This is a genomic window from Consotaella salsifontis (assembly GCF_900167365.1).
Lineage (GTDB): Bacteria > Pseudomonadota > Alphaproteobacteria > Rhizobiales > Rhizobiaceae > Consotaella > Consotaella salsifontis.
The window spans coordinates 201,225-224,057 of sequence record NZ_FUXL01000006.1 but is presented as its reverse complement, the minus strand read 5'-3'; the positions used below and the strand labels follow the sequence as shown (position 1 = coordinate 224,057).

The 22,833-nt window shown below is 63.4% G+C and carries 25 protein-coding genes; 13 read left to right on the top strand and 12 right to left on the bottom strand.

Features of this window, described 5'->3' with window-relative positions:
- The first annotated feature begins 376 nt into the window (after positions 1-376).
- Positions 377-745 (top strand): septal ring lytic transglycosylase RlpA family protein, encoded by a 369-nt coding sequence (locus B5D38_RS10935; RefSeq protein WP_078708509.1) that lies wholly within the window; start codon positions 377-379, stop codon positions 743-745.
- Between the two features lie 65 nt (positions 746-810).
- Here B5D38_RS10935 and B5D38_RS10930 read toward each other — a convergent pair whose 3' ends face one another.
- From B5D38_RS10930 to B5D38_RS10920, 3 genes are all read right to left on the bottom strand, one after another.
- Positions 811-1,554: an endonuclease/exonuclease/phosphatase family protein gene (locus tag B5D38_RS10930; RefSeq protein ID WP_078708449.1), complete on the bottom strand. Its 744-nt coding sequence runs from the start codon at positions 1,552-1,554 to the stop codon at positions 811-813.
- 314 nt (positions 1,555-1,868) lie between these two features.
- Positions 1,869-3,392, bottom strand: a complete 1,524-nt coding sequence (locus B5D38_RS10925) for an undecaprenyl-phosphate glucose phosphotransferase (protein ID WP_078708448.1) — start codon at positions 3,390-3,392, stop codon at positions 1,869-1,871.
- Between the two features lie 205 nt (positions 3,393-3,597).
- Positions 3,598-4,155 (bottom strand): polysaccharide biosynthesis/export family protein, encoded by a 558-nt coding sequence (locus B5D38_RS10920; RefSeq protein ID WP_078708447.1) that lies wholly within the window; start codon positions 4,153-4,155, stop codon positions 3,598-3,600.
- 169 nt (positions 4,156-4,324) lie between these two features.
- Between B5D38_RS10920 and B5D38_RS10915 the strand changes: the two genes are divergently transcribed.
- Entirely contained in the window at positions 4,325-6,196 is a 1,872-nt protein-coding gene (locus tag B5D38_RS10915) for a hypothetical protein (RefSeq protein ID WP_078708446.1), read from the top strand.
- Here B5D38_RS10915 and B5D38_RS10910 read toward each other — a convergent pair.
- Entirely contained in the window at positions 6,141-6,374 is a 234-nt protein-coding gene (locus tag B5D38_RS10910; protein WP_078708445.1) for a DUF2842 domain-containing protein, read from the bottom strand. The two genes, B5D38_RS10915 and B5D38_RS10910, sit on opposite strands and share 56 nt — an antisense overlap.
- Positions 6,375-6,509: 135 nt before the next feature.
- Here B5D38_RS10910 and B5D38_RS10905 point away from each other — a divergent pair, with 135 nt between their 5' ends.
- Both B5D38_RS10905 and B5D38_RS10900 read left to right on the top strand, forming a co-directional pair.
- Positions 6,510-7,616: a COX15/CtaA family protein gene (locus B5D38_RS10905; RefSeq protein ID WP_078708444.1), complete on the top strand. Its 1,107-nt coding sequence runs from the start codon at positions 6,510-6,512 to the stop codon at positions 7,614-7,616.
- 475 nt (positions 7,617-8,091) lie between these two features.
- Complete coding sequence (locus B5D38_RS10900; protein ID WP_078708443.1) at positions 8,092-8,307, top strand: hypothetical protein; 216 nt, start codon at positions 8,092-8,094, stop codon at positions 8,305-8,307.
- An 89-nt stretch (positions 8,308-8,396) separates the two neighbouring features.
- On the opposite strand, the gene B5D38_RS10895 is transcribed toward B5D38_RS10900, so the two are convergent.
- The 6 genes from B5D38_RS10895 to B5D38_RS22040 form a co-directional block, all read right to left on the bottom strand.
- A complete protein-coding gene (locus tag B5D38_RS10895) occupies positions 8,397-8,879 on the bottom strand; it encodes a DUF421 domain-containing protein (RefSeq protein ID WP_078708442.1) in 483 nt (160 codons plus the stop codon).
- Between the two features lie 53 nt (positions 8,880-8,932).
- Positions 8,933-9,988 carry an N-acetyl-gamma-glutamyl-phosphate reductase gene (gene argC / locus B5D38_RS10890; RefSeq protein ID WP_078708441.1) on the bottom strand — a complete coding sequence of 352 codons (1,056 nt, stop codon included), beginning with the start codon at positions 9,986-9,988 and terminating at the stop codon, positions 8,933-8,935.
- A 93-nt stretch (positions 9,989-10,081) separates the two neighbouring features.
- Positions 10,082-11,047: an agmatinase gene (speB, locus tag B5D38_RS10885; RefSeq protein WP_078708440.1), complete on the bottom strand. Its 966-nt coding sequence runs from the start codon at positions 11,045-11,047 to the stop codon at positions 10,082-10,084.
- Positions 11,048-11,190: 143 nt separating this feature from the next.
- A complete protein-coding gene (gene rpsI, locus B5D38_RS10880; protein WP_078708439.1) occupies positions 11,191-11,673 on the bottom strand; it encodes a 30S ribosomal protein S9 in 483 nt (160 codons plus the stop codon).
- Positions 11,673-12,137, bottom strand: coding sequence for a 50S ribosomal protein L13 (rplM, locus tag B5D38_RS10875; protein ID WP_078708438.1), 465 nt, complete (start codon positions 12,135-12,137; stop codon positions 11,673-11,675). The genes rpsI and rplM overlap by 1 nt, the downstream gene beginning before the upstream one ends.
- 168 nt (positions 12,138-12,305) lie before the next feature.
- Positions 12,306-12,722, bottom strand: coding sequence for a hypothetical protein (locus tag B5D38_RS22040; RefSeq protein WP_131829903.1), 417 nt, complete (start codon positions 12,720-12,722; stop codon positions 12,306-12,308).
- A gap of 219 nt (positions 12,723-12,941) precedes the next feature.
- Between B5D38_RS22040 and B5D38_RS10865 the strand changes: the two genes are divergently transcribed.
- Entirely contained in the window at positions 12,942-14,222 is a 1,281-nt protein-coding gene (locus tag B5D38_RS10865) for an O-acetylhomoserine aminocarboxypropyltransferase (RefSeq protein WP_078708436.1), read from the top strand.
- A 78-nt stretch (positions 14,223-14,300) separates the two neighbouring features.
- Here B5D38_RS10865 and B5D38_RS10860 read toward each other — a convergent pair whose 3' ends face one another.
- Positions 14,301-15,284 (bottom strand): SOUL family heme-binding protein, encoded by a 984-nt coding sequence (locus tag B5D38_RS10860; protein WP_078708508.1) that lies wholly within the window; start codon positions 15,282-15,284, stop codon positions 14,301-14,303.
- Positions 15,285-15,670: 386 nt separating this feature from the next.
- Between B5D38_RS10860 and pncA the strand changes: the two genes are divergently transcribed.
- The 4 genes from pncA (at position 15,671) to arsC (ending at position 17,785) form a co-directional block, all read left to right on the top strand.
- The gene (gene pncA, locus B5D38_RS10855) at positions 15,671-16,303 is read left to right on the top strand and encodes a bifunctional nicotinamidase/pyrazinamidase (RefSeq protein ID WP_078708507.1); all 633 of its coding nucleotides are present in this window, start codon (positions 15,671-15,673) and stop codon (positions 16,301-16,303) included.
- Positions 16,304-16,382: 79 nt separating this feature from the next.
- Positions 16,383-16,790 (top strand): peptide-methionine (R)-S-oxide reductase MsrB, encoded by a 408-nt coding sequence (msrB, locus tag B5D38_RS10850; protein ID WP_078708435.1) that lies wholly within the window; start codon positions 16,383-16,385, stop codon positions 16,788-16,790.
- A 92-nt stretch (positions 16,791-16,882) separates the two neighbouring features.
- Entirely contained in the window at positions 16,883-17,281 is a 399-nt protein-coding gene (locus B5D38_RS10845) for a DUF6496 domain-containing protein (protein WP_078708434.1), read from the top strand.
- Between the two features lie 96 nt (positions 17,282-17,377).
- Positions 17,378-17,785 (top strand): arsenate reductase (glutaredoxin), encoded by a 408-nt coding sequence (gene arsC, locus B5D38_RS10840; protein ID WP_078708433.1) that lies wholly within the window; start codon positions 17,378-17,380, stop codon positions 17,783-17,785.
- A 4-nt stretch (positions 17,786-17,789) separates the two neighbouring features.
- On the opposite strand, the gene B5D38_RS10835 is transcribed toward arsC, so the two are convergent.
- Entirely contained in the window at positions 17,790-19,043 is a 1,254-nt protein-coding gene (locus B5D38_RS10835; protein WP_078708506.1) for a cation:proton antiporter, read from the bottom strand.
- Between the two features lie 264 nt (positions 19,044-19,307).
- Here B5D38_RS10835 and B5D38_RS10830 point away from each other — a divergent pair, with 264 nt between their 5' ends.
- The 4 genes from B5D38_RS10830 to B5D38_RS10815 all read left to right on the top strand — a co-directional run bounded on the left by B5D38_RS10830 (position 19,308) and on the right by B5D38_RS10815 (position 22,732).
- Positions 19,308-19,556 (top strand): HypC/HybG/HupF family hydrogenase formation chaperone, encoded by a 249-nt coding sequence (locus B5D38_RS10830; RefSeq protein WP_078708432.1) that lies wholly within the window; start codon positions 19,308-19,310, stop codon positions 19,554-19,556.
- The gene (gene hypD, locus B5D38_RS10825) at positions 19,553-20,683 is read left to right on the top strand and encodes a hydrogenase formation protein HypD (RefSeq protein WP_078708431.1); all 1,131 of its coding nucleotides are present in this window, start codon (positions 19,553-19,555) and stop codon (positions 20,681-20,683) included. Before B5D38_RS10830 ends, hypD begins: the two co-directional genes overlap by 4 nt.
- A gap of 68 nt (positions 20,684-20,751) precedes the next feature.
- Positions 20,752-21,741, top strand: coding sequence for a hydrogenase expression/formation protein HypE (hypE, locus tag B5D38_RS10820; RefSeq protein WP_245319132.1), 990 nt, complete (start codon positions 20,752-20,754; stop codon positions 21,739-21,741).
- A gap of 163 nt (positions 21,742-21,904) precedes the next feature.
- Positions 21,905-22,732: a universal stress protein gene (locus B5D38_RS10815; RefSeq protein ID WP_078708429.1), complete on the top strand. Its 828-nt coding sequence runs from the start codon at positions 21,905-21,907 to the stop codon at positions 22,730-22,732.
- Positions 22,733-22,833: the final 101 nt, after the last annotated feature.

Genomic DNA, 22,833 nt, shown 5'->3' with positions numbered 1-22,833 from the left:
TCTCCGCATAGAAGGCATGCCGTTTTGGCAGGGGCATTCGGAGATCGCTCGAAGAGCCAGCGTTTGTTGCTCTTCCGTGTTGGGGAGAGGGCGCAGGGCCCTTGGCTCACCGAGCGGCGGGTAAGGTTTGCGCAAGATCCGCTTCCCTCTTCCTGGGACAAAGAGCCCGGATCGCCGGAGGTATGAAGTTCACTTTCTGAAAACCATGTCGCAGGAAAGTTCCATCATCTCGAAATGACCTCATTCTTGCCGGCTGCGGTCCGCATTCTCGTCACAGCCCCCGGTCATTAAGCCCTCGCTCAATCGTGCAGCTTCTTCGGTGAGAGGGGAATCCTCGCCGAAAACCCGACGCAGAGAGAGGGGTTACTCTATGAAGATGGTGACAAAGGCCGTGCTCGGCGCGGTCATGGGGACGTGCGTGCTTTTTTCCGGGCTTAGCGCCGACGCGATGTTCCGGACCCAGTCCGGTGCCGCCTCATGGTATGGGCCGAAGTTCCACGGCCGCTCCACGGCCAGCGGCGAACGTTTCGACATGAACAAGCTGACCGCCGCTCACAAATCCTTGCCGTTCGGCACGAAAGTGCGCGTAACAAATATGCGCAACGGCAAGTCGGTGATCGTCAGGATCAACGATCGCGGTCCCTACGCCCACAATCGGATCATCGACCTGTCGCGGAAGGCCGCGTCCGTGGTCGGGTTGATCGCCAGAGGCACGGCGAAGGTCAAGCTGGAAGTTCTCGCCTGATCCTTTGGCGCGTTGGCGGGGCAATCGCCCCGCGCCTTCTCAAATCCAGATCGCGCCGCACCCGCTCAATCCGCGGCGACGGCAGTCCTGCTCCCGGTCGCGGCAACGGCCTCGGCGGGGAAGGCAAGTTCTGCCCAGACAGGCAGATGATCTGAGGCAATGCGCGCCCGCTCCGACAGATGCACACCCGCATCTTGCACCTTGATCTCCGGGCTGGTGATGATCCGGTCGAAGGAGGCGAAGGGCAGGTGTGAGTGAAAGCTTGGACCCGGCGCGACGACATGATGCTCCTCGGCAAAATGCGTCAGACAGCCGCCTTCGGTGTTCCACTCGTTCAAATCGCCCATCATGACGGTGGGCAGGGGCTCCTCGAGCCGCTTGAGCTGCTGAAGCACCGCGCGTGCCTGTCGGCGCCGCCAGAGGCTCACCAAGCCAAGATGCATTCCCACGACGCGCACCCTGACGTCGCCGGCGCGAATGTCGGCGAGGGCGGCGCCTCGGGGCTCCAAGGCCGGCAGGACGATCTTCTCGCAGCGGAGGACCTCCATCTCCTTGCGCACGAGGATGGTGTTGCCGTGCCAGCCAAGACTATCCGGGCGAACGCCGAAGCGTAGAGCCTTATAGGCGGTGCGCTCGGCGATGGCCTGAGGCGCCAGCGAGGAGACGCGGTCGCCGAAGCGGCGATCGACCTCCTGAAGGGCGATGATATCGGCGTCGAGTTCACTCAGAACGTCGAGGATCTGCCGAGGCTGACGGCGCCAGTCGGTGCCGACGCTCTTCCTGATGTTGTAGGATGCGACGCGGATCATCGGTGCCTTGCTGCTTCGTGCCGTCATGACGCAAGAACGACCGCGCCGGCGCTTGAGCCCAGGATGCGGCTTTCTCTTTCCTCGCACGACATCAGACGTGAAGCCTTCGAATGCCGTGACATCAAGCTCTTAGCCATGAAACCGGCGTGCGATAACGGCGGCCGGTGGCAGAAGAGTCTCGACAGTGTTGTCGCCCAAACGGGATGACGAAACAAGGTGCGCTTCGGGGAGGAGGTGGAACACAATCTCATGCCGGGAAAACCCCGATCGACCGAAGCGGTTCCCCTCCGGTGTTCCAGCGCGGGACGCTCCGTTTAGTAGGCGTTGGCGGAAGACAGAAGCGAGAAGGGCGTCCTGATCAGGATGTAGAGGTCGAGAAGGATCGACCAGTGCTCGATGTAGTACAGGTCGTGCTCGAAGCGCTTTTCCAGCTTTTTCGGATCGTCGATCTCGCCGCGCCAACCCTTGATCTGGGCCCAACCGGTGATGCCGGGCTTGACCTTATGCCGGCCGAAATAGCCGTCGACGATCTCGACGAAGGCCTGGTTGCTCGACGAGCGCCCGTGGACGGCGTGGGGCCTGGGGCCGACCAGGGAGAGGCTGCCGCCGAGCACGTTGAAGAGTTGCGGCAACTCGTCGATCGACGTCCTGCGGATGAAACGGCCGACGCGGGTGACGCGGGGATCGCCTTTGGTCACGATCCGCTTCGCGTCGACATCGGCCATCTCATGGTAGAGCGAGCGGAACTTGAGAACCTCGATGATCTGGTTGTTGAAGCCGTGGCGCTTCTGACGGAAGAAGACTGGGCCTGAGCTGTCGAGCTTGATGGCGATGGCGGTCGCCACCATCAGCGGGGAGAGGAGCACGAGGGCAAGCATGCCGAGCACGAGGTCCATGAGGCGCTTGGAAAGGCCGTCCCACTCGGTCAGCGGACGGTCGAAGACGTCGAGCATCGGCAGGTCGCCGATCATCGTGTAGGCGCGCGGGCGCAGCTTGATCTGTGAGGCTTGCGCCGACAAGCGTATATCGAGCGGCAGCACCCACAGCTCCTTCAGAATCGAAAGAACTCGCTTCTCCGCTGTCAGCGGAAGCGTAACGATCAGCATGTCGATGCGCGCGATGCGCGCGAATTCGACCAGCTCGCGCACAGTGCCCAGCTTCGGATATCCGGCGACAATCGGTGGAGACCGCCGGTCGCCCCGGTCGTCGAAAATGCCGCAAATGCGGATATCGCTGTCCGGCTGCAGTTGAAGATTGTGGAGGAGCGCCTCGGCCCCCTGGCCACCGCCGACGATGACGGCGCGCCGCGCCATAACGCCCTTGCGTGCCCAGAACCTGAGACAGATCGACAGGAGAGGGCGGGCAATCGCGAGGAATACTAGGCTCGCCGCAAACCATCCTGCAAGCCAGCGCGAATCGGCGGAAGCGGTCCCTAGAACAACCGCAACGCCGGTTGCTAGACCGAAGGCGCCGAAAAGCGACAGAGCCAGGCGCGGGATCTGCCGGACGCCGCTTCGTAGCACCGATATCTGGTATCCATGCAGGAAGCCGGTAAAAAGCACACCGATTCCTGCGACGAGGCCGGCGATGAGGAGCTGGGTGCCGAAGGCGCGGGTTCCGAAGAGAATGGCATGGCCCGCGAGGCCCATCGCGAACGTCGAGGCAAATTCGACACCGCGCCAAATCCCCGGAACCAGCATGGGATTGATCGTGCGCGACCGTAGCTGCATCGCGGCTTCGGTCGCGGCCGGGCTGAGTTCCACGGTTCCGGAACGGGAAATGCGCGCTGCTCGAACGGCTTCCGGCGAGAACGGCGAATGATCACTGGCATCCAGCATGATCCGGATCGACCTCGCGTGTGGGCACTTTGTCGAGGCCACGGCAAGTTTGGCCTCTGCAGCGCCTCTCCTTGAAAAACCGCAGACAATGCTGATCCTAAGGACCACCGACTAAGATAGTGTTGGGGCAAAGCCCAAAATCGTCTCAAAACTGAGCGAATTGTCCTCGCCGCTTCCTCTCTTGCCGCTGAAGAATTGGACGCTGTCAGAACAGCCGCTCGCGGACGTAGATGGTGTCGTTCGGCAGGATGGGGTCGGAGATGAGGACGCGGCCGGTCAGGATCTTGCCGTTGACCTGGCGGGTGATGTCGACGGAGCGCTGCTCGGCACGGGGCGAGAAGCCACCGGCGATGGCGATCGCGTTTTGGACCGTCATTCCTGGAACATAGGAGTATTGGCCACCCGCACCGACCTCCCCCATGATGAAGAACGGGCGGTAACGATCGACCTCTACGGCAATATCGGGATCACGCAGATAGCCCTTGGCGAACTCGGCCTGAAGCGCCGAGGCAAGCTCGCCGGTGGTGCGCCCACGGGCCGGAACGGAGCCGACAAGCGGCATGTCGATGTAGCCAGCCTTGTCGACCGTGTAGGTGTTGGTGAGCCCATCCTGTTCGAAGACCGTGACGCGGACGCGATCACCCGCATCCAGGCGATAGGGCTGGTTCAAGACTTCGTGAAAGGCAGGGGGCGTAGGGCGATAGGATGAGCACGCTGTCAGCAGCGCGGCGAGGAGGGCGGCCACCAAGATTCGGATCGCCATGTTCGCACTCCCTGATGCGGCCAGAGGCGTCGCGTCGCCCTTCCGCAGAGTAATAGTTTTATTAAGGTTAACACGCGGTAAAGACGGACGGTTCTTGCAACTGGCGCCCACATGATCACCCTCCCACATGAAGCGCGGCTGTCTCGGCCGGCCTGCGAAGGGAGATGGAATGACCGCCACGGCGTCGGACAGGACCGAACAGAGGAGCAACCGGCGCATGCGCTGGCTCGGACTTGTCGTGTCGGCCGCAACCGTTCTCGGGGCGATCGCGGGGTATGGCGCCTCTCTTCTCTTCTCTCCGCAATACCAGGCGAGCGCCTTCGTCCTCGCGCCAAAGGGCGAGGGACGCGACGTGCCCAGCCTTCTCCATGAACCCACATTGCTTGCGGCCGTGGCGGAGCGCCTTGGATCGGCGAATCCCGCGGATATCGAGGATGTCGGCCGCGCCTTGGATGGTCGTGTGGACAAGGCCACAGGCGTTGCGACGATCGACTTCGCGGCAAGGGATGCCGATCTGGCCCGCCGTGGCGCCAACGCGGCCGCGCGCGAACTGGTCGAGCGCGCCAACGCGGCGGATCGGGATCGGTCGCAGGCGGCGCTTGCCTCGACCATCGCGCAGGAGCAGGCGGCCCTTGTTGCGCTTGAAGAGCGCCGCAAGGCGACCAACGCCGAATTTGAGCGGCAACCGGACACATCCGCGCAAGAGAAGGAAGCCGAGGATCTGCTGGCGAGAGCCCGATCCTGGGCCGACACGGCGCAGCGCCTTCGCGACCGCCTGGAAAGGCATGAGCCGGTCGACACCATGGGCGCGGACCTCGAAAGCGAGGAGGCGCTGGAGCTCCGCGAGCGTCGCGCCGAACTTCGCCGGCGACTCGCCGAGCTCTCGGCTTCCAATCCCGTCGACACCTCCGCCGTCGGTGCCGTGCGCGCCGAGCTTCAGGCGACGACGAGAGCGCTGGAGGCGGAGGCCGAGCGGGTCGTCCGGCAAATGGACGAACAGGCTGCGGCGCTCCGTCGTCAGGCCGATGCCATTCAGGCAGACAAGAAGAAGGCCGAGGCGGAACGTGAGACGGCGGCGGGAGAGCGGGCGAGCCTCGACCAGCAGATCGCCGATGCTGCAAGCAGGCTTGCCGACCTGGATAAGCAGCGGCGAGGGGATACGGAGCGATGGTCCTTCCGGATCATAGACGACCCGACGGCGCCGTTGCGCAAGACGTACCCGGGTGCTCTGCTTCTGTCCGTCGTCGGCGGCCTTCTGGGGCTTGTCCTGTCGCTTCTCGCACTGGCGGTCACGGCGGCTTGGGGCCCGCGCCACAGGCTCCACGAAGCCTCGGCGCCGCCGGACGAGTTGACGGCGGCGAGCGCGGCTTCTTCCGGCTCTGGTGCCGGTAAAGTCGAAACCCTGCCTGAGCCGTTCTCCACCTTCCCGGATGCGGTGGACCTAAAGGGATTGGCCGTTGCCATGATGCGCGGCGGCATTTCCCGTGTGGCTGTGTTTTCACCGAGAGGTGGCGGCGGCGCTCCCGTCAGCGTCTCTCTGGCCCGGACCCTGACGGCCGCCGGTGCGCCAAGCGTTCTTGTCGATCTTGGGCCGGATGCTGCGGCACTGCGGGCGACGGGCGTCGGGCGACGCGATGTCGCTCCGCCTTTCGTTGCAGCGGAACGATCCGCGATCGCCGACGCCATCGATCGCGATCACTTCACCGAGACGCACGTCCTGTCCCTTTCGGCGCGCGATCTGGGATTGGCCGGCGGCGCCGAGATCGAGGATGTCGTCGCACGCACACGGGCGATCCTCGGTTTGCTCGGCGAGGTCTACGATTTCGTCGTGATCGAGGCGCGAGGGCTCGACATGGGGCTTCTTCACTGCCTGTCGGATGGCGAGATGGCCGTGGTGGTCGGAATGGGCAAAGGCGAGGCCACAGCCGAAATCCAGGGCAGGATCGATGCGGTCGAGCGGGCAGGGCTTGCCGATGTCGTGGCGGTCAGACCTTGGTCTTCGGCCGAAGCCGTGGGCCAGACGGGGTCGCCATCCACTTGATCAGAACCATGGCAGGAGCAACCCAGAGAACGCCCGTTCCCAGAAAATAGAGAAGATGAACCCAGGGAGACGATTGCCCAAGATAGAGCGAGGCGAAGGCCGTCGCGAACAGGGCGTAGACCGACACCAGAACGATGAGAAGAATGGTGCCGATGAATTTCTTCAGCCTGACGGACATCGTGGGTTCCTCGTTTGCCGGAAGTTCTAGCCGCATTCTTCGCTCGATAGGAGATCACATGGGAGCGAGAATGCTTGCGGTTGCAGGCGTTTCGCGCAACTTAGGGGCCGTCGTCTTCCGCAGCGCCGAAAAAGCATGATCAGCTCCACTTTGACAACGACTTCTTCCCAAGCCCGTCCGACTTATGCAAGCCACGGAACCGGAGCGATCCGGGCATGGCTCTACATCGTCGCGCTCCTGGTGGCCGCGCTCGTCCTGGTCGGCGGCGCGACCCGGCTGACCAATTCGGGCCTGTCGATCACGGAGTGGAAGCCGATTCACGGCGTAATACCGCCGCTTTCGCTGCAGGAATGGCAGGAGGAATTTGCGCTTTACCAGCGTATTCCGGAGTATCGCGAGATCAACCAGGGTATGAGCCTGGATGCCTTCAAATCCATCTACTGGTGGGAATGGACGCACCGCTTCCTGGCTCGCGCGGTCGGCTTCGTTTTCGCCCTGCCTTTGATCATCTTCTGGATCAAGGGGCGCATTCCGCCCACGTTGAAGCCGCGTCTCGTCGGAATCTTGGCGCTGGGCGCGGTCCAGGGCGGCATCGGCTGGTGGATGGTCGCCTCCGGCCTCTCCGAGCGCACCGACGTCAGCCAGTACCGGTTGGCCGTGCATCTCACCACTGCCTGCGTGATCTTTGCCTATACGCTTTGGGTGGCGCGCGGTCTCGCGCCGCATTCCAGGGACGTTCCGCCATCGGCTGATTCGGTCTGGGCGGCCGGCGGCATCGTCATGTTGGCGCTGTGCCAGATCTATCTTGGCGGCTTGGTGGCGGGGCTGGATGCGGGCCAAGGCTACAACACCTGGCCGTTGATGGCAGGGCAGTGGGTGCCCGATGGGCTCCTGGCGATATCTCCCGCATGGCGCAACTTCTTCGAGAACGCCATGACGGTTCAGTTCATGCACCGCATGGGCGCCTATGTGCTTTTCATTGTCACATTCATCCACGCGGCTGCCGCCTTGTGGCTCGGCGCCGGGACGACCCATGCTCGCCGCGCCGTCGTCCTCTTCCTTATGGTCGCTCTGCAGGCGGGGCTCGGGATCACGACGCTGCTTCTGCATGTGCCGCTGGGCTTCGCGCTGGCGCACCAGATGGGCGCCATCGCCTTGCTCGCCTTTGCGGTTGCCCATGCGCGCGGCTTGAAGGGGACCTATGAATTCACGCCAACGAGGCGCGTCAAGGACGTTTTCTGACCGTTCATTCGCCAGCCGGCAAAGATGCCGCTTCTCAATCTTTCCGCTTCAGCGGCTCGATTCCGCCGCCGGCGTCGCCGGCCTCGGAGTCCGTGTCCATCGGGGCTGCCGCCGGGACATGAGTATCGGCGTCGGGCGAGCCCGGCTTTTTCAAAACCGTGTCACCAGCGGCTGGTGTCGTGTGGCTGTCATGGGCGACGGCGCCCTCGTCGACTTCTCGATCATCTGAATGATGAGGCCGTGACGGTGTCTGTGGCATAGGGTGCTCCTCGATCCTCATGGCTCAACGGAACGCCTCCGTCGAAGTTCCTGGAGTGCGTTGCCGCCTACTGGATAAACAGAGTGCGTGATCGCACTCGATCCCGGTCCCGGGTAACGAAGGCGGGAAGGGAAGCACGGAACCTGCCTTCGGCGCGATCATTGGTCTGATGAGCGCTGCCTCGGGCAGCGGACCATGAGAGTATCAGGAGGCAACATGGCACAGGCCAGTAAGCACCACATGGGCCCCGGAGACCTCGACCAGGGAAAGGGCTCCGGCGCCGGAGGAATGACCGATCTGCCCGACGAGAAGGTCGGAGAGAACGAGATTCTGAGCAACCGCGACAAGGCGCAGCACAGCGATTCCCGTGGTCTCGACAGCAAGAACGTTCAGAACGAGCAGTATCAGGATCACGAGGCGAACCACCGCTGACGGTGGGCCCTCGACAGCATTGCTCTCCATGGAAGGCGCCCTCGCGGCGCCTTCTCCTTTTCGGCCGCTTAGCCGCTCCCCAACGGCCTTCAGCCTCTCAGCGAAACGCTCAACGTGCCATCGCTCTCCAGAATGAGCGTCTCGACGTCTGTCACCTCATGACCGCCATTGGCTCGGACGGCGCTCAACGCCTCGTCCCGCGTCACCCGTTCGCGCCTCATCGTCTCGTCACAGAACTCCCCCCGCCGGATGAGCAGGGCCGGTTCCGAGCGTATGAGCTTCGCGAAGGCGCGCGAGCGAACGGAGACGAAGGTGACCGCGTACTGCATGATGATGAGAAGCGCGAGCGCAGCCACACCCTCGGCCAGCGCGATGGATTCCTGAAGCAGGATCGCGGACAAAGTGGAGCCGAGCGCCACCGTGACCACAAGGTCGAAGGCGTTGAGCTTGGCGAGCGTCCGCTTGCCCGAAATCCGAAGGAACAGGACCAATGTGACATAGGCCAACACGCCGACAAGGAGAGTGCGGATGATGCCCTGCCAATTCTGGAACAGCATCGATTGCCAGTCCATTCGCTCTCCTCCTCTCGTATTGTCGGCGTTGATGTTGCCGATATCCGTCCTGTTCAGGGGAACAGCGGAAGCTGCTCGATCCCCGTCGTTTCTTCGAGACCAAAGGCGACGTTGAAGTTCTGGATCGCCTGACCGGCCGAACCCTTCACCAGATTGTCCAGTGTCGAGATGACGATGGCACGGCCCGGGATACGATCGGGAATGACGTTGACGACGACGTAGTTGGAGCCGCGCACCATCTGTGTCTGCGGCAGAACGCCGGGATCGGCCACGGTGACGAAGGGCTCGTCGGCGTAGGCCTTGACCAGAGCCTGGCGCAGATCGTCGGCGCTGTGTCCGGCGGAGAGGCGGACATAGCTGGTGCAGAGCTCGCCGCGGCTCATGGGGATCAGGTGAGGCGTGAAGTTGATCCTCAGGTCGCTGCGACCGATGGAAACGCCAAGCTCCTGCTCGATCTCGGGCATGTGGCGGTGCTTGCCGACGGAATAGGGCGACACGCCTTCTCCCGCCTCGCAGAAGAGCGTGTTCTCCTTGGGACTACGGCCCGCGCCCGAGACGCCGGACTTGGCGTCGATGATGATCTCGTCAGGGTCGATCAGCCCGTGCGTGGTCAGCGGCAGAAGGGCGAGCAGCACCGCCGTCGGGTAGCAGCCGGGGCAGGCGATCAGGCGGGCGTTCGCGATCTGATGCCGGTAGCGCTCGGTGAGGCCGTAGACCGCTTCCTTCTGGATTTCGAGCGCGCTGTGATCTAGCCCATACCATTCCTTGTAGGTCACCGGATCGCGCAGCCGAAAGTCGGCTGACATGTCGATGATCTTCACCTTCGGGTGCTTCTCCAGAATATCGCGCGAGATCGCTTGCGTCGTCCCGTGCGGCAGGCCGCAGAAGACCGCGTCCACAGCGTCCCAGTCGGCATCCTCGACGGTGACGAGATCGGGCAGCGTGATGTGGGAGAAATGCTTGAACACAGCCTTCATCGGCTTGCCGGCGTGGCTGTTCGCCGTCAGGACTGTAATGTCGATGTTGGGGTGGCGGGCGGCGAGACGCACGAGGTCAGCGCCGGTGTAGCCGCTCGCGCCGAGGACGCCGATTTTGATCTTGTCGGACATGGAAGATCCCGTTAAATCAACGAGTTGATATTGTTTCTTCAGGTCTAGTGAAGCACGCACTTCAAAAGTAGAGTCAAGCGTCGTCGTCGCATGTCAGCCCCCCTTGGCCTCGGCTCTCAGGCCGACGATGTACATGGCGACTGTCGAGGCGGCGATGGCCGTCATCTCGGCATGATCATAGGGCGGAGAAACCTCCACCACATCGGCTCCGACGAGCGGCAGACCGCCCAGCTTTCGGATGGTCGACAGCATCTTGGCGCTCGACGGCCCGCCCGAGACGGGCGTGCCCGTTCCCGGCGCGAAAGCGACATCCAGGCAATCTATGTCGAAGGTGAGATAGCACGGGGTATCGCCGACGCGCTTGCTGATGCGCTCGGCGATGGCATCGCTCGTTATGTCTTCCAGGTCGTCGCCATCGAGGATTTCGATGCCGCAGTCCTCGGGGGCGTGGGTGCGGATGCCGACCTGGATCGAGTGGCGCGGGTCTATCAACCCGCTCGCGACGGCGCCGGTGACGAAGGAACCGTGGTCGACGCGCATCGCGCCGTTGGAACTCTCCGCCAGAGGCCATGTGTCCTGGTGCGCATCAAACTGGACGAGCGCGAGCGGCCCGCCATGCCGAGCGGCATGAGCGGCAAGCAGGGGGAAGGTGATCGAATGATCGCCACCCAACGTCAGGAGGAAGCCCGTGTCGCCGAGTATCTTTACCGCCTCCGCCTGGATCGTCGCATGAGCCGTCTCCGGCAGGCGGTAGTCGAGCAGGCAATCGCCATAGTCGACCACGGACAGGGCTTCGAAGAGATCACGCCGGAACGGATATTGCGGGTCGTTGTCGAAGATCATCGAGGCGCGGCGGATGGCGGCGGGGCCGAACCGCGCGCCGGGCCTGTTGGAGACGGCCGCGTCGAAGGGCACGCCCCAAACCGTGACGTCGCTGCCGTTGGGCGTCTTCGAAAACCGGCGGCGCAGAAACGAGGGCGCGCCAGCGTAGGTCGGATCGCTCGCTGCGCCGAGAAATCCTTCAGCCGTAAAGGCGTGGTCGATGCTGCGGGAAGCCATGGTGTGTCGTTCCGAACTGGATGATCTGCTTCGCGGTTGGATGAGAAAGTGGGGTAGGGCACTCGGCCGAAAAGGCGGCACCAACGAAAACGGCCGGGCTTAGCCCGGCCGTCGACATGATGATCGTCGGAAATTTCCGAGCGTTAGCGCTTGGAGAACTGGAAGGACCGACGAGCCTTGCGCTTGCCGTACTTCTTGCGTTCCACTGTACGCGAGTCGCGGGTCAGGAAGCCGCCCTTCTTGAGCACGGCGCGCAGGGCCGGCTCGTAATAGGTGAGGGCCTTCGAGATGCCGTGACGCACCGCGCCGGCCTGGCCGGAGAGCCCGCCGCCAGCGACCGTGACGATGATGTCGAACTGGCCATCGCGGTTGGTCGCGAGGATCGGCTGACGCAGCACCATCTGGAGGACCGGACGCGCGAAATAGGTCGCGTAGTCCTTCTCATTGACCGTGATCTTGCCTGTGCCGGGCTTGACCCAGACGCGGGCGACCGCGTCCTTGCGCTTGCCGGTGGCATAGGCGCGGCCCTGGGCGTCGAGCTTCTGCACGTGAACCGGAGCCTCGGGACGAGCCGTCGTCGAGACCGTCGCGGAGCCGAGTTCTTCGAGAGAGGAGAGCTGGGACATCAGGCGGCCCTCGCATTCTTGGCGTTCAAGGCGCGGACGTCGAGCGTCTCCGGATTCTGCGCCTGATGAGGATGGTCCGCGCTGGCGTAGACGCGAAGGTTCTTCAACTGACGACGACCAAGAGGACCGCGGGGCAACATGCGCTCCACCGCCTTCTCAAGCACGCGCTCCGGGAAGCGACCCTCGAGGATTTCCCTCGCCTTGCGCTCCTTGATGCCGCCGGCATAGCCGGTGTGCCAGTAGTAGGTCTTGTCGAAGTACTTCTTACCGGTGAACACGACCTTGTCGGCGTTGATGATGATGACATTGTCACCATCGTCCACGTGCGGCGTGAACGTCGGCTTATGCTTGCCGCGGAGGCGGAGAGCGACGAGAGAGGCGAGGCGACCGACGACGAGTCCTTCGGCGTCGATCAGAACCCACTTCTTCTCCACCGTCTCGGTCTTTTGCGAGAAGGTTTTCATGGAATGACCTTTAGAGAAGCAAATCCTGCCGGCGGGCCATGGACCCGCTGATCAAAAAAAGGCCCTTGCGAGACCGATTTTCTTGCACGGCTTTTAGCGGCCGGCCGCATTTGCGTCAAGGCGCTTGGGATGCGACGTCATAACCTAAAAGCAAGAAAAATCAATAATTTATGAGTTGAGGTAATATACTACCGCATCATTTTTCACCGGATGTGTCGTTCTGCCCGCTGTCTCGGCGGCGTGACATCGCGCGTGGGTGGTCTGGAAGCGTTGCAACTCCTGCGATACTTGACTTGCTCGACCGCTGCGCGGCAACCTGACCTTAATGCAGGAGAAACCGATATGACGCCGCAAGATTTCAATGCCTGGCTCGACCAGCTTTGGTTTTGCGACGAAGACGCGGCGGAGAATCTCGGCGTTGATGTGGAAACCATCGTCCGGTTTCGAAAGGAGGGCGCTCCGCATTATATCGCCCTGGCCTGCAGCGCGATCGAGCGGCGGCTCAAACCATGGCAACCGCGCCGCCGAAAGGCGCGCTTCGTCCCCCGGCGCAGGCAGCTCCCGGCTGGGCAGCGTGTCGTCCACTTGTCCAGCTTCTTGCCCGAAGGCCCCCGGCCTCAAAACTGAAGATTAGCGACGAAAATCCCGCCGCTTTTCTCGATCCATCAAGAGTTGAGAACGACAGCGCGTCGAGTTCGTGCTTCGACGCAATAAAATCCCTGGAACAAGCTCGCATCGCGCTTCATCATACCGGCCTGTCCGCTGCCGGATGATCCGCGGCAGTCTGCCCTATGGAGAAACGACATGAGCACCACCCCCGGCTTCGAAACGCTCGCCGTTCATGCAGGCGCTGCGCCCGACCCCGCGACAGGAGCGCGTGCGACTCCGATCTACCAGACGACGGCCTACGTCTTCGACAATGCCGATCATGCGGCGGCGCTGTTCGGGCTTCAGCAGTTCGGCAATATCTATACTCGGATCATGAACCCGACCCAGGCCGTGCTGGAGGAGCGGGTCGCGGCTCTCGAAGGCGGCACGGCGGCGCTGGCCACCGCGTCAGGCCACGCAGCGCAGCTTCTCGTCTTCCAGGCGCTGATGCAGCCCGGCGACGAGTTCGTCGCCTCGCGCTGGCTCTATGGCGGTTCGATCAACCAGTTCGGCAACACCTTCAAGAGCTTCGACTGGCGGGTGACGTGGGCTGACCCCTCTGACCTCTCCACGTTCGAGGCGGCCATCAATGAAAAGACGCGCGCGGTCTTCATCGAATCGATCGCCAATCCCGGCGGCACCGTTGTCGATATCGCGGGCATCGCGGAGATCGCTCACCGGAAGGGCGTGCCGCTCATTGTCGACAACACGCTGGCCACTCCCTATCTGTGCCGCCCGATCGAGTATGGGGCGGACATCGTCGTTCACTCGTTGACCAAGTTCATGGGCGGTCACGGTAACTCCATGGGCGGCGTCATCGTCGACGCCGGCACCTTCGACTGGTCGGCCTCAGGCCATTATCCGACCCTGTCGGAGCCTAGGCCGGAATATGCCGGCATCGTTCTGCATGAGACCTTCGGCAATTTTGCCTTCGCCATTGCCTGTCGCGTTCTCGGAATGCGCGACCTTGGTCCGGCGATCTCGCCGTTCAACGCCTTCCTCATTCTGACCGGCATCGAAACGCTGCCGCTGAGGATGCAGCGTCACGTCGAGAACGCGAAGGCGGTGGCCGAGTATCTCAAGGGGCACGAGAAGGTGTCGTGGGTCTCCTATGCGGGTCTCGAAAGCGATCCCAACCACGAGATGATGCTTCGCTACGCACCGAAGGGCGCGGGCGCGGTTCTGACCTTCGGCCTCAAGGGCGGATATGACGCCGGCGTCGCCTTCGTCGAGGCGCTGGAACTCTTCTCCCACCTTGCCAACATCGGCGATACGCGCTCGCTGGTGATTCATCCCGCCTCGACCACTCATCGGCAGCTGACGGACGAGCAGAAGGTGGCGGCGGGCGCGGCGCCGGATACGATTCGCCTCTCTGTCGGCATTGAAAGCGTCAGCGACATCATTGCCGATCTCGAGCAGGCACTGGCGAAGCTCTGAGCTTCCGCCCTGTAGTGAAACGAAAAAGGCGCCGGAGCGTGTTGCTCCAGCGCCTTTTCAAACTTGATGACGATCGCCTCAGCGCTCGATCTCGATGAGGATCTCGTTGCGGCGCATGAAGCCCGGCGTCCAGGGCGGATTGTAGAAGGCGTACTCGGGATCGCCCTTCTGCGAGAGGTTCTCGTCGGACAGGTAGTTATAGAGCGTCATCAACTTCTTGCTGGCGAGGGAAGCGGTGAAGGTGCCGGGGAAGCGGATGGCGACGACGCGGCGCGCCGGGAATTCCTTGATGGCGACATCCTCGTTCACCGGCTTGGGCAGCGTCGAGGCCGAGAACTTCTTCGGCATGACGAAGCGCACCGCCCACCCCTTCGTGCGGCCCTCGCTTTCGGAAAGCTGCTGGAGGACCGGCGTCGTCATCGCAATCTTCTTTCCGCTGCGGTTTTGCGCGCGGATGTAGTTGTAAAGCGTGTCAAAGCCGCTGCGCAGCGCCTTCTCGTGGTAGCCGGTCTTGACCGTCTCGGCGACGACCATGGCATCGTAGTCGCGGATCTCGATGTCGCCGTCCTGCCGCACCACCTGGTAATCCGGCTCCTCGGTGTGTTCGGCGAGCTTCTTGGTGAGATAATAGGCCGCGCCCACGGCGACGAGCGCGCCGCCCGCGACCACCAGCATCGATACGGACGGATTGTCCCGCATATAGTCGAGGCGCCCGCGAACCTGATGGCGACGACGCAGCGCCGGAAGCCTCGGAAGCGAGACATCCGAAACCGAGTGCCGCAGTTCGGCAAGCTGGTGCTTGATGTCGTGCAGCGCGCCGGAGGTGTCCGGCATGCTCGGCATCGAAAGATTCGAGAGGAAGCCGGGAACGTAGCTGCGGCGGCTGGGCTGCATCATCGGCAGATGCCGCGCCACCGCGTCCTTGGCGCGCGTGGCCGCCGACGGGGTCGGATTCACCCGTTCCGCGACCTGCTCCTCAAGATGGGCGATCCGGTCGCCGATATCGGAAACCGCCTCAGCGATGCGGTCGTAGGCAGAGGCTGAAGGCTTGTCGCGGAACATCGTCATCTCCTGCGAATGGAACTCCGGCGCGACGAGCGAGGGGCGCGCCAACTCCAGCGGGAGACCATGATCCCCGCTGCTGCGCCACAAACGAACGGACGGCGCGGTTGGTTGCGAGGAAGTTAGGGTTAGCAGGCGATTTTGGCGAGCGGCGACGAGAGGGGCTGACAAATCTGCCGCATCGCAACGCAACCTTTAGAGGTTCAGGTGATTATCCGGCATCAGGTTTTTTCATGGCCTGATACTCCAGCCAAATTTCAGGCGGCCTCGTGCCGCCTTTTTTTGTGCCGCCAGGAAAGACCGACGACGCGCGGCCGCTGCACCGGTTGCCTTTCCTCGTCATGATGGGCACGTTGACCCGGTGCCACCCATTGGAGCCGCGCCTGATGATCTTTCGCCCCTCCGCCGAGGACGTTCTCCTCGTTGTCGATGTCCAGAACGACTTCTGCTCGGGCGGCGCCCTGGCCGTGCCTGAGGGCGAGGCCGTGGTGCCTGTGGTCAACGCGCTGGCTGAACGCTTTCAGACGGTGATCCTCACGCAGGATTGGCACCCCGCCGGACACGTCTCCTTCGCGTCGCGCCATGAGCGCCCAGCGTTCTCGACCATCGACCTCGACTATGGAACGCAGGTTCTCTGGCCCGATCACTGCGTGCAGGGGACGGACGGCGCCAGTTTTCATCCCGCGCTTCATGTGCCGCATGCCCAGGCGGTGGTGAGGAAGGGCTATCACCCCGAGATCGATTCCTACTCAGCCTTCCTCGAAGCCGACCACACGACCCCCACGGGGCTTACGGGCTATCTCAGGGAGCGCAGCGTTCGCCGCGTTTTCGCCGTCGGTCTCGCCACCGACTTCTGTGTGCTTTGGACAGCGCTCGACGCGGCGAAGGCGGGCTTTTCCGTCGCCGTCATCGAGGACGCCTGCCGCGCCATCGATCTCGACGGCTCGCTCGATCGGGCCTGGAGCGCGATGCGGGAGGCGGGGGTGGAGCGCATCGAGTCGCCGTCGATTTCCGGCTGATCCTCGCCGGCGCCTGTGGATTGCGGGCGCTCCTTCCTATCTAGGGAATTCCAAGGTTCCCAAAGAAGGAGGCGCAAGCATGAACGGCAAGACCTATCCGGTGACGCACACGGAGGCGGAGTGGCGGGCATTGCTGACGCCCGAGCAGTTCGACGTCATGCGCGGCCACGGCACCGAACGGCCGGGAAGCTGCGCGCTGCTGCACGAGAAGCGGCACGGGACCTTCTCGTGCGCGGGCTGCGGGCAGCCGCTTTTTCAGTCAGGACAAAAGTTTGAAAGCGGAACCGGCTGGCCGAGCTTCGACACGCCTGTCGAAGGTTCCATCGAGACGACCGAGGACCGGAGCTACGGCATGGTGCGCACCGAGGTTCACTGCGCGCGCTGCGGTAGCCATCTTGGCCATGTCTTTCCCGACGGTCCGCCGCCCACCGGCCTTCGCTATTGCATCAACGGCGTCGCGCTCGATTTTGAGGCGGATCAGGCATAGCGACACTGGCCGCCGTAATCGACGCCACGGAGAACCTTGTGCAATCATCGGCGTTTAGCAGGTCAAACCCAACTGGATTCAACAGGTGGATCATGGCCAAGCAGTCGAAAGAGCAGAAGGAAACCGTGGCGCGCGTCATGCACGAGTACAAGCATGGCGAGCTGAAGAGCGGGACTGGCGCCGACGTGAAAAGCCCCCAGCAGGCCAAGGCGATCGCTCTGCACGAGGCCGGCGCGACGAATCAGGAAGACGCCAAGACCAATCGCGAGAACCTGCGCGAGACGAAAGCCAAGGAGCGCAAGGGCGAAACCGCCGAAGCGGAAAAGGAAGGCAAGGGCGCGCAAAAGCGCACCATGGCCAAGTACACCGACGGCCGTTCGTCCGGCGGCTCGGACAAGACCAAGGACGAGTTGTATCACGAGGCGCAGAAGCGCGACATTCAGGGTCGCTCCAAGATGTCGAAGGGCGAACTCGAGAAGGCGCTCTCCTGAATCCGATGGATGGGCCGGCGGGCGCGAACGAGCGCCCGCCGCACCGATTCTTGAGTTAGAATGGTAGCGCCTTTTCGGTGAAGGATGAGGAGCGCCATGTCTGCCACCATCTACCACAACCCCGCCTGCGGGACCTCACGCAACGTCCTGGCGATGCTTCGTCAATCGGGCGAGACGGTCGAGGTGATCGAATATCTGAAGACGCCGCCGAGCCGCGAACGCCTTGTTCAGCTGATCCAGGCGATGGGCATCACCCCGCGCCAACTCCTGCGCCGTCGGGGAACGCCCTATGAGGAGCTCGGGCTGGACGACCCTGCCTTGGACGACGAGGCAATTCTCGACGCCATGATGGCTCATCCCATTCTCATCGAGCGGCCTATTGTCGTGACTGATAAAGGCGTGGCGCTTTGCCGCCCATCGGAGAAGGTGCTCGATGTTTTGCCGGAAGGCTCGATCGCCGCCTTCACCAAAGAGGATGGGCAGGTGGTGCGGCCAAAACCCTGAAGGCTCACGGCGGAGGGCGGCCTTCTTCGATATGCCGTTCGGTATCCAGATAGCGCATCAGCGGCGTGACCGTGGTGCCATGGAGGACGATCGAGGCGAGGACGCAGCAGCAGATCGTGACCCATAGGATGTCGGTTCCGGCAAACTCCGCCTGCCCGAGCGCATAGGCGAGATAGTAGAACGAGCCCATGCCACGAATGCCGAAGAATGCGATCATCGCCTTCTCCCGCGCCTTCTCGGGCCGCCCCAGAAGGCCGACGATGCCCGCGAGCGGCCGGATGACGAAAATCACCAGGACGGCGGTGAGCACGACCCAGCCATCGAGTCGGCCAAAGATCGACCCTTGAGCGATGGCCGCGCCGAAGCAGACGAGCAGGACCATCATGAGCAGGCGCTCGATCTGCTCGGCGAAGGCATGGAGCTTCTCATGATACTCGTTCTGGCGCTCCGTTGCGCGGATGGCGAGGCCGGAGGCGAAGACCGCCAGGAAGCCATAGCCATGAGCGATCTCGGTGACGCCGTAGACGAGAAGGGTGATGCCGAGAGCAACGAATCCGTCGCCGGTGCGCGAGATGCGGGTCCTGTCGGGCAGGCGAAACAGGAGCCAACCCACGCCTTTTCCCGCCAGCCAGCCGATCACGGCGCCTGCCGTGAGCTTCCAAAGCACGTCAACGAGAAACCAGTGTCCAATCAGCGACGCGTCGACCCTTCCCGCAAGCGCCACCGCGATCGCCAGATAGACGAAGGGGAAGGATAGGCCGTCGTTGAGTCCTGCCTCCGAGGTCAAGGCGAAGCGGACGGGCGTTTCGCAGCCCGAGCCGGGCGGGCCGACCTGGATGTCGCTCGCCAGCACAGGATCGGTCGGAGCGAGCGCGGCGCCGAGCAGAAGTGCCGCGGCGGGGGCAAGACCCAGGAGCGACCATCCGACGAGGGCGACCCCAGCGATGCTCAACGGCATCGAAATGCCCAGCAGCCGCCAGGTCAGTGCCCATCGCCGCCAACCCAGGGCCCGGTCGAGCTTCAGCCCCGCGCCCATCAGCGACACGATCAGCACGAGTTCGGTCAGCTTCTCCGTGAGATAGCGGCTTTCGAGCGGGTTGGCCTCCACCACGGTGAACAGCGGCGACAGCCTCAGCCCCGCGCCGATCAGAATGCAGATGATCGGCAGGGAAAGCGGCATCTCCTTGATCAGGACCGGTACCCAGGCCGTGATCAGGACGATGAGACCGAAGACGGTCAGGAGAAGAATGTAATCCATCAGGAAGAAGAGGTCCCGCAATGTCCGTTCGAGCGGCGGTCTCTCTGCAAAGATGGGCGTCGTGCAAGCGCCGGCCAGTGCAACAGGCGCGAAGGATATGTGGCCGAATGCGGTTCCTCGGGTGGGTCAGGCCCGGCGGTTTGATTTGACTCAAGGTTCTCGCCCCGCCCAAATTCTAACTCCAGGGTATGAGAAAAGCGGCGTGACCGGATAACGCTCCAGGACCCGATGCCGCCACTGCCCCTGGGAGCAAGGACGAGACCCATGTGTCTGGCAATTCCTGCCGAAGTGGTGGAGCTTCTGCCCGCGTCCATGGCGCGCGTGAACATCGAAGGCGTCGAGAAGGTGGTGAGCCTTGCCCTGGTGGAGAACGTTGCCGTCGGCGATTACGTTCTGCTTCACGTCGGCTTCGCGCTGAGCCGTATCGACCCCGAGGAAGCCTTGCAGACGCTGGCCATCCTCAAGGAAATGGGCGAGCTCGTCGAACTGGAAGAGAGCGGAGCAGGGCGATGAAATATGCCTCCGAGTTCCGCGATGGGGCGCTCGCGCGCGGGATTGCCGCGACGATCGCCGCCGAGTGCCGCTCCGGCGCCCAATACACGTTCATGGAGTTCTGCGGCGGCCACACCCACACGATCGCGCGCTATGGTCTGGAGGAGTTGCTGCCTGGCAATGTGCGCTTGGTGCATGGACCGGGTTGCCCGGTCTGCGTCCTGCCCGTCGGCCGCGTCGACAGCGCGATAGAGCTCGCGCGCGATCACGACGTGATCCTGTGCTCCTACGGCGACATGATGCGCGTGCCCGGTTCGCACCGCATGAGCCTGATCAAGGCGCGAGCCGAGGGCGCCGACATCCGCATGGTCTGGTCGACCCTCGACGCGCTGAAGATCGCGCGGCAGAATCCCGGCCGGCAGGTGGCCTTCCTCGCCATCGGCTTCGAGACGACGACGCCGCCAACCGCCATGGCGTTGAAGATGGCCAAGGCCGAAAAGCTCGATAACTTCTCGATCTTCTGCAACCATGTGCTGACGCCGGCGGCGATGCGCGCCATTCTGGACGGCGAAAGCCTGGCGCTCCAGGGGATCATCGGGCCGGGCCATGTCTCGGCGGTGATCGGCATTGAGCCGTACCAAGAATTCGCGGATCGGGGGCAGGCCATCGTTGTCGCCGGCTTTGAGCCGCTGGATCTTCTCCAGGCGATCCTGATGCTGGTGCGCCAAGTCAACGAGGGCGTCCCTCGCGTGGAGAACGCCTATGTCCGCGCTCTGCCGGCCATCGGCAACGCCAAGGCGCGGGAGGTCATCGCCGAAACGATGACGCTCCGGGGCGATTTCGAGTGGCGCGGTCTCGGCACCCTGCCGAACAGCGCCTTGCGGATCGCCGACGACTACGAGGCATTCGACGCCGAAAAGCGCTTCGCGCTGCCTTATCGCCAGGTGCCGGACCCCAAATCATGCGCCTGCGCCGAGGTCGTGCGTGGGCTGAAGCGGCCCGAGGAATGCGTGCTCTTCGGCAAGGTCTGCACGCCCGACAACCCCATCGGCTCGTGCATGGTGTCGAGCGAGGGGGGATGCGCGGCGCATTGGCTCTATGGCCGCCATCGCAAGGGCGGCGCGAGCCAGCATCGGGAGGTCGCGTGAACGAGTTCGCAGATAGCAGTCAGCGCAAGTTCACCCGTCCGCTGGACGTCGAGCGGGGGCGGGTCGACATGACGCATGGCGGGGGCGGGCGCGCCATGGCGCAGCTCATTTCCGAGATCTTCGCTGCCGCCTTCGACAACCCCTACTTGGCGCAGGGCAACGACATGGCGGTCATGCCGGCTGCGACCGGGCGGCTGGTCATGTCGACGGACGGCTATGTGATCTCGCCGCTGTTTTTCCCTGGCGGCGATATCGGTTCGCTCGCCGTGCACGGCACGATCAACGATGTCTCGATGAGCGGGGCGCGGGCGCTTTATCTTTCCGCCAGCTTCATCATCGAGGAGGGCTTCCCGCTCGCCGATCTGAAGCGCATCGTCCAAAGCATGGCGCGCGCCTCCACCGAAGCCGGTGTGCCCGTCGTTACCGGCGATACCAAGGTGGTGGAGCGGGGCAAAGCGGACGGCATCTTCATCTCGACGGCGGGGGTGGGCGTTCTCGTTGATGACCTATCGATCTCCGGTGACGCTATCCGACCCGGCGATGCGGTCATCATTTCGGGCTCGATCGGCGACCATGGCGTCGCGATCCTTTCCAAGCGGGAAAATCTTGACTTCGAAACCGCGATCGAGAGCGACAGCGCGCCGCTCAACGGGCTCGTAGCCGCGATGGTCGAGGCGGAACCGTCTATCCACTGCCTGCGGGACCCGACGCGCGGCGGGGTCGCGGCCACGCTGAACGAGCTTGCCCATCAGTCCGGCGTCGGCTTCGTCCTCGATGAAGATGCGCTGCCGATCAAGCCGGCGGTGCGCGGCGCCTGCGAGCTTCTCGGCATCGATCCTCTGGGCATCGCCAACGAAGGAAAGCTGCTCGCCTTCTGTCCCGCTGAGAAAGCGGAGGCGCTGCTGCGTGTCATGAACGCTCATCCGCTGGGACGCGATGCCGCCGTGATCGGGCAGGCCGTTGCAGACGACAGTCGCCTTGTCCGTCTGTCGACCAGTTTCGGATCGGAGCGGGTGGTCGAATGGCTGAACGGGGAGCAACTGCCCCGCATCTGCTGACCTGACCTGCGACAGAGCATTGGGACAGGCGCGCCTGCGGCGATATTGCCTGCGCCAGGTTGACCCAGTGGGCGCCGTCCTCGACGCTCCGCTCTCGCCAAAGGAGAGGTCGGTCTTCTATATATTGGATTGAGACTGGTTGGGGAGCTTGGAGGAGCGCGCCATGACCTATCGAAGAATCCTGGTCCAACTCGACATCGAGAGCCCGGCCGAGCCTCGGCTGAGGCTGTCCTGCGAACTCGCCCGGCAGTTCTCGGCGGAGCTCATCGGGTTTGCGGCCTATGAGAAGCGGCCGCCGCTGTCCTTCACGACGTCGTTTGCGGTCGATGTCGAATACCTGCGCGAATACATGGAAAAGACGGAAGGCAAGCTGAACAAGCTGCGCCACGCCTTCTCCGCTGCGACCGATGCCGATGAAGCCATTCACGCGGTCTGGAAGGACGCCAGCGGCAGCCCGACCCTCCTGCTTGCCAATCAGGCGCGGTCCGCGGATCTTCTGATCCTTGGAACGGATGACAATTTCCTGGATGCGGAGCGTTCGGTCGATATCGGCGCCATCCTGATTTCGGCAGGAAGGCCCGTTCTGCTTCCGGCTGTGAACTATGCGCCGCTGAAGGGCGAAACGGTTCTGGTCGCCTGGAACGACACGCGCGAGTCGCGCCGTGCCGTGATGGATGCTTTGCCCTTCCTGGCGAGAGCGAGCCATGTCCTGGTTCTGACCGTCACCGACAAGGAGACGGAGGAACAGCGCGAAAGCCTCTTCGAGGTTTTGCGCTATCTCGCCCGTCACGAGTGCAAGGCACGCTCGGAGATCATCGTCTCCACCGACCGTTCGGCTGCCGATATTCTGACGGAAACCGCCCACCGCATGGGAGCCGACCTCATCGTCTTCGGCGGCTACGGTCACAGCCGCCTGAGGGAATGGGCCATGGGGGGCGTGACGAGGGCGCTCATCCACGACGGCTCGCTCCACCGGCTCGTGTCGAGCTGACGGTTCGACCGCGCCGATTGACGGCGAGCACTAGGGAGAAAACCGATCGCAGGCGGCGGCCTTGGCCGCTTGCGTTGTGCCCTTATGCCCGGACGTACAAA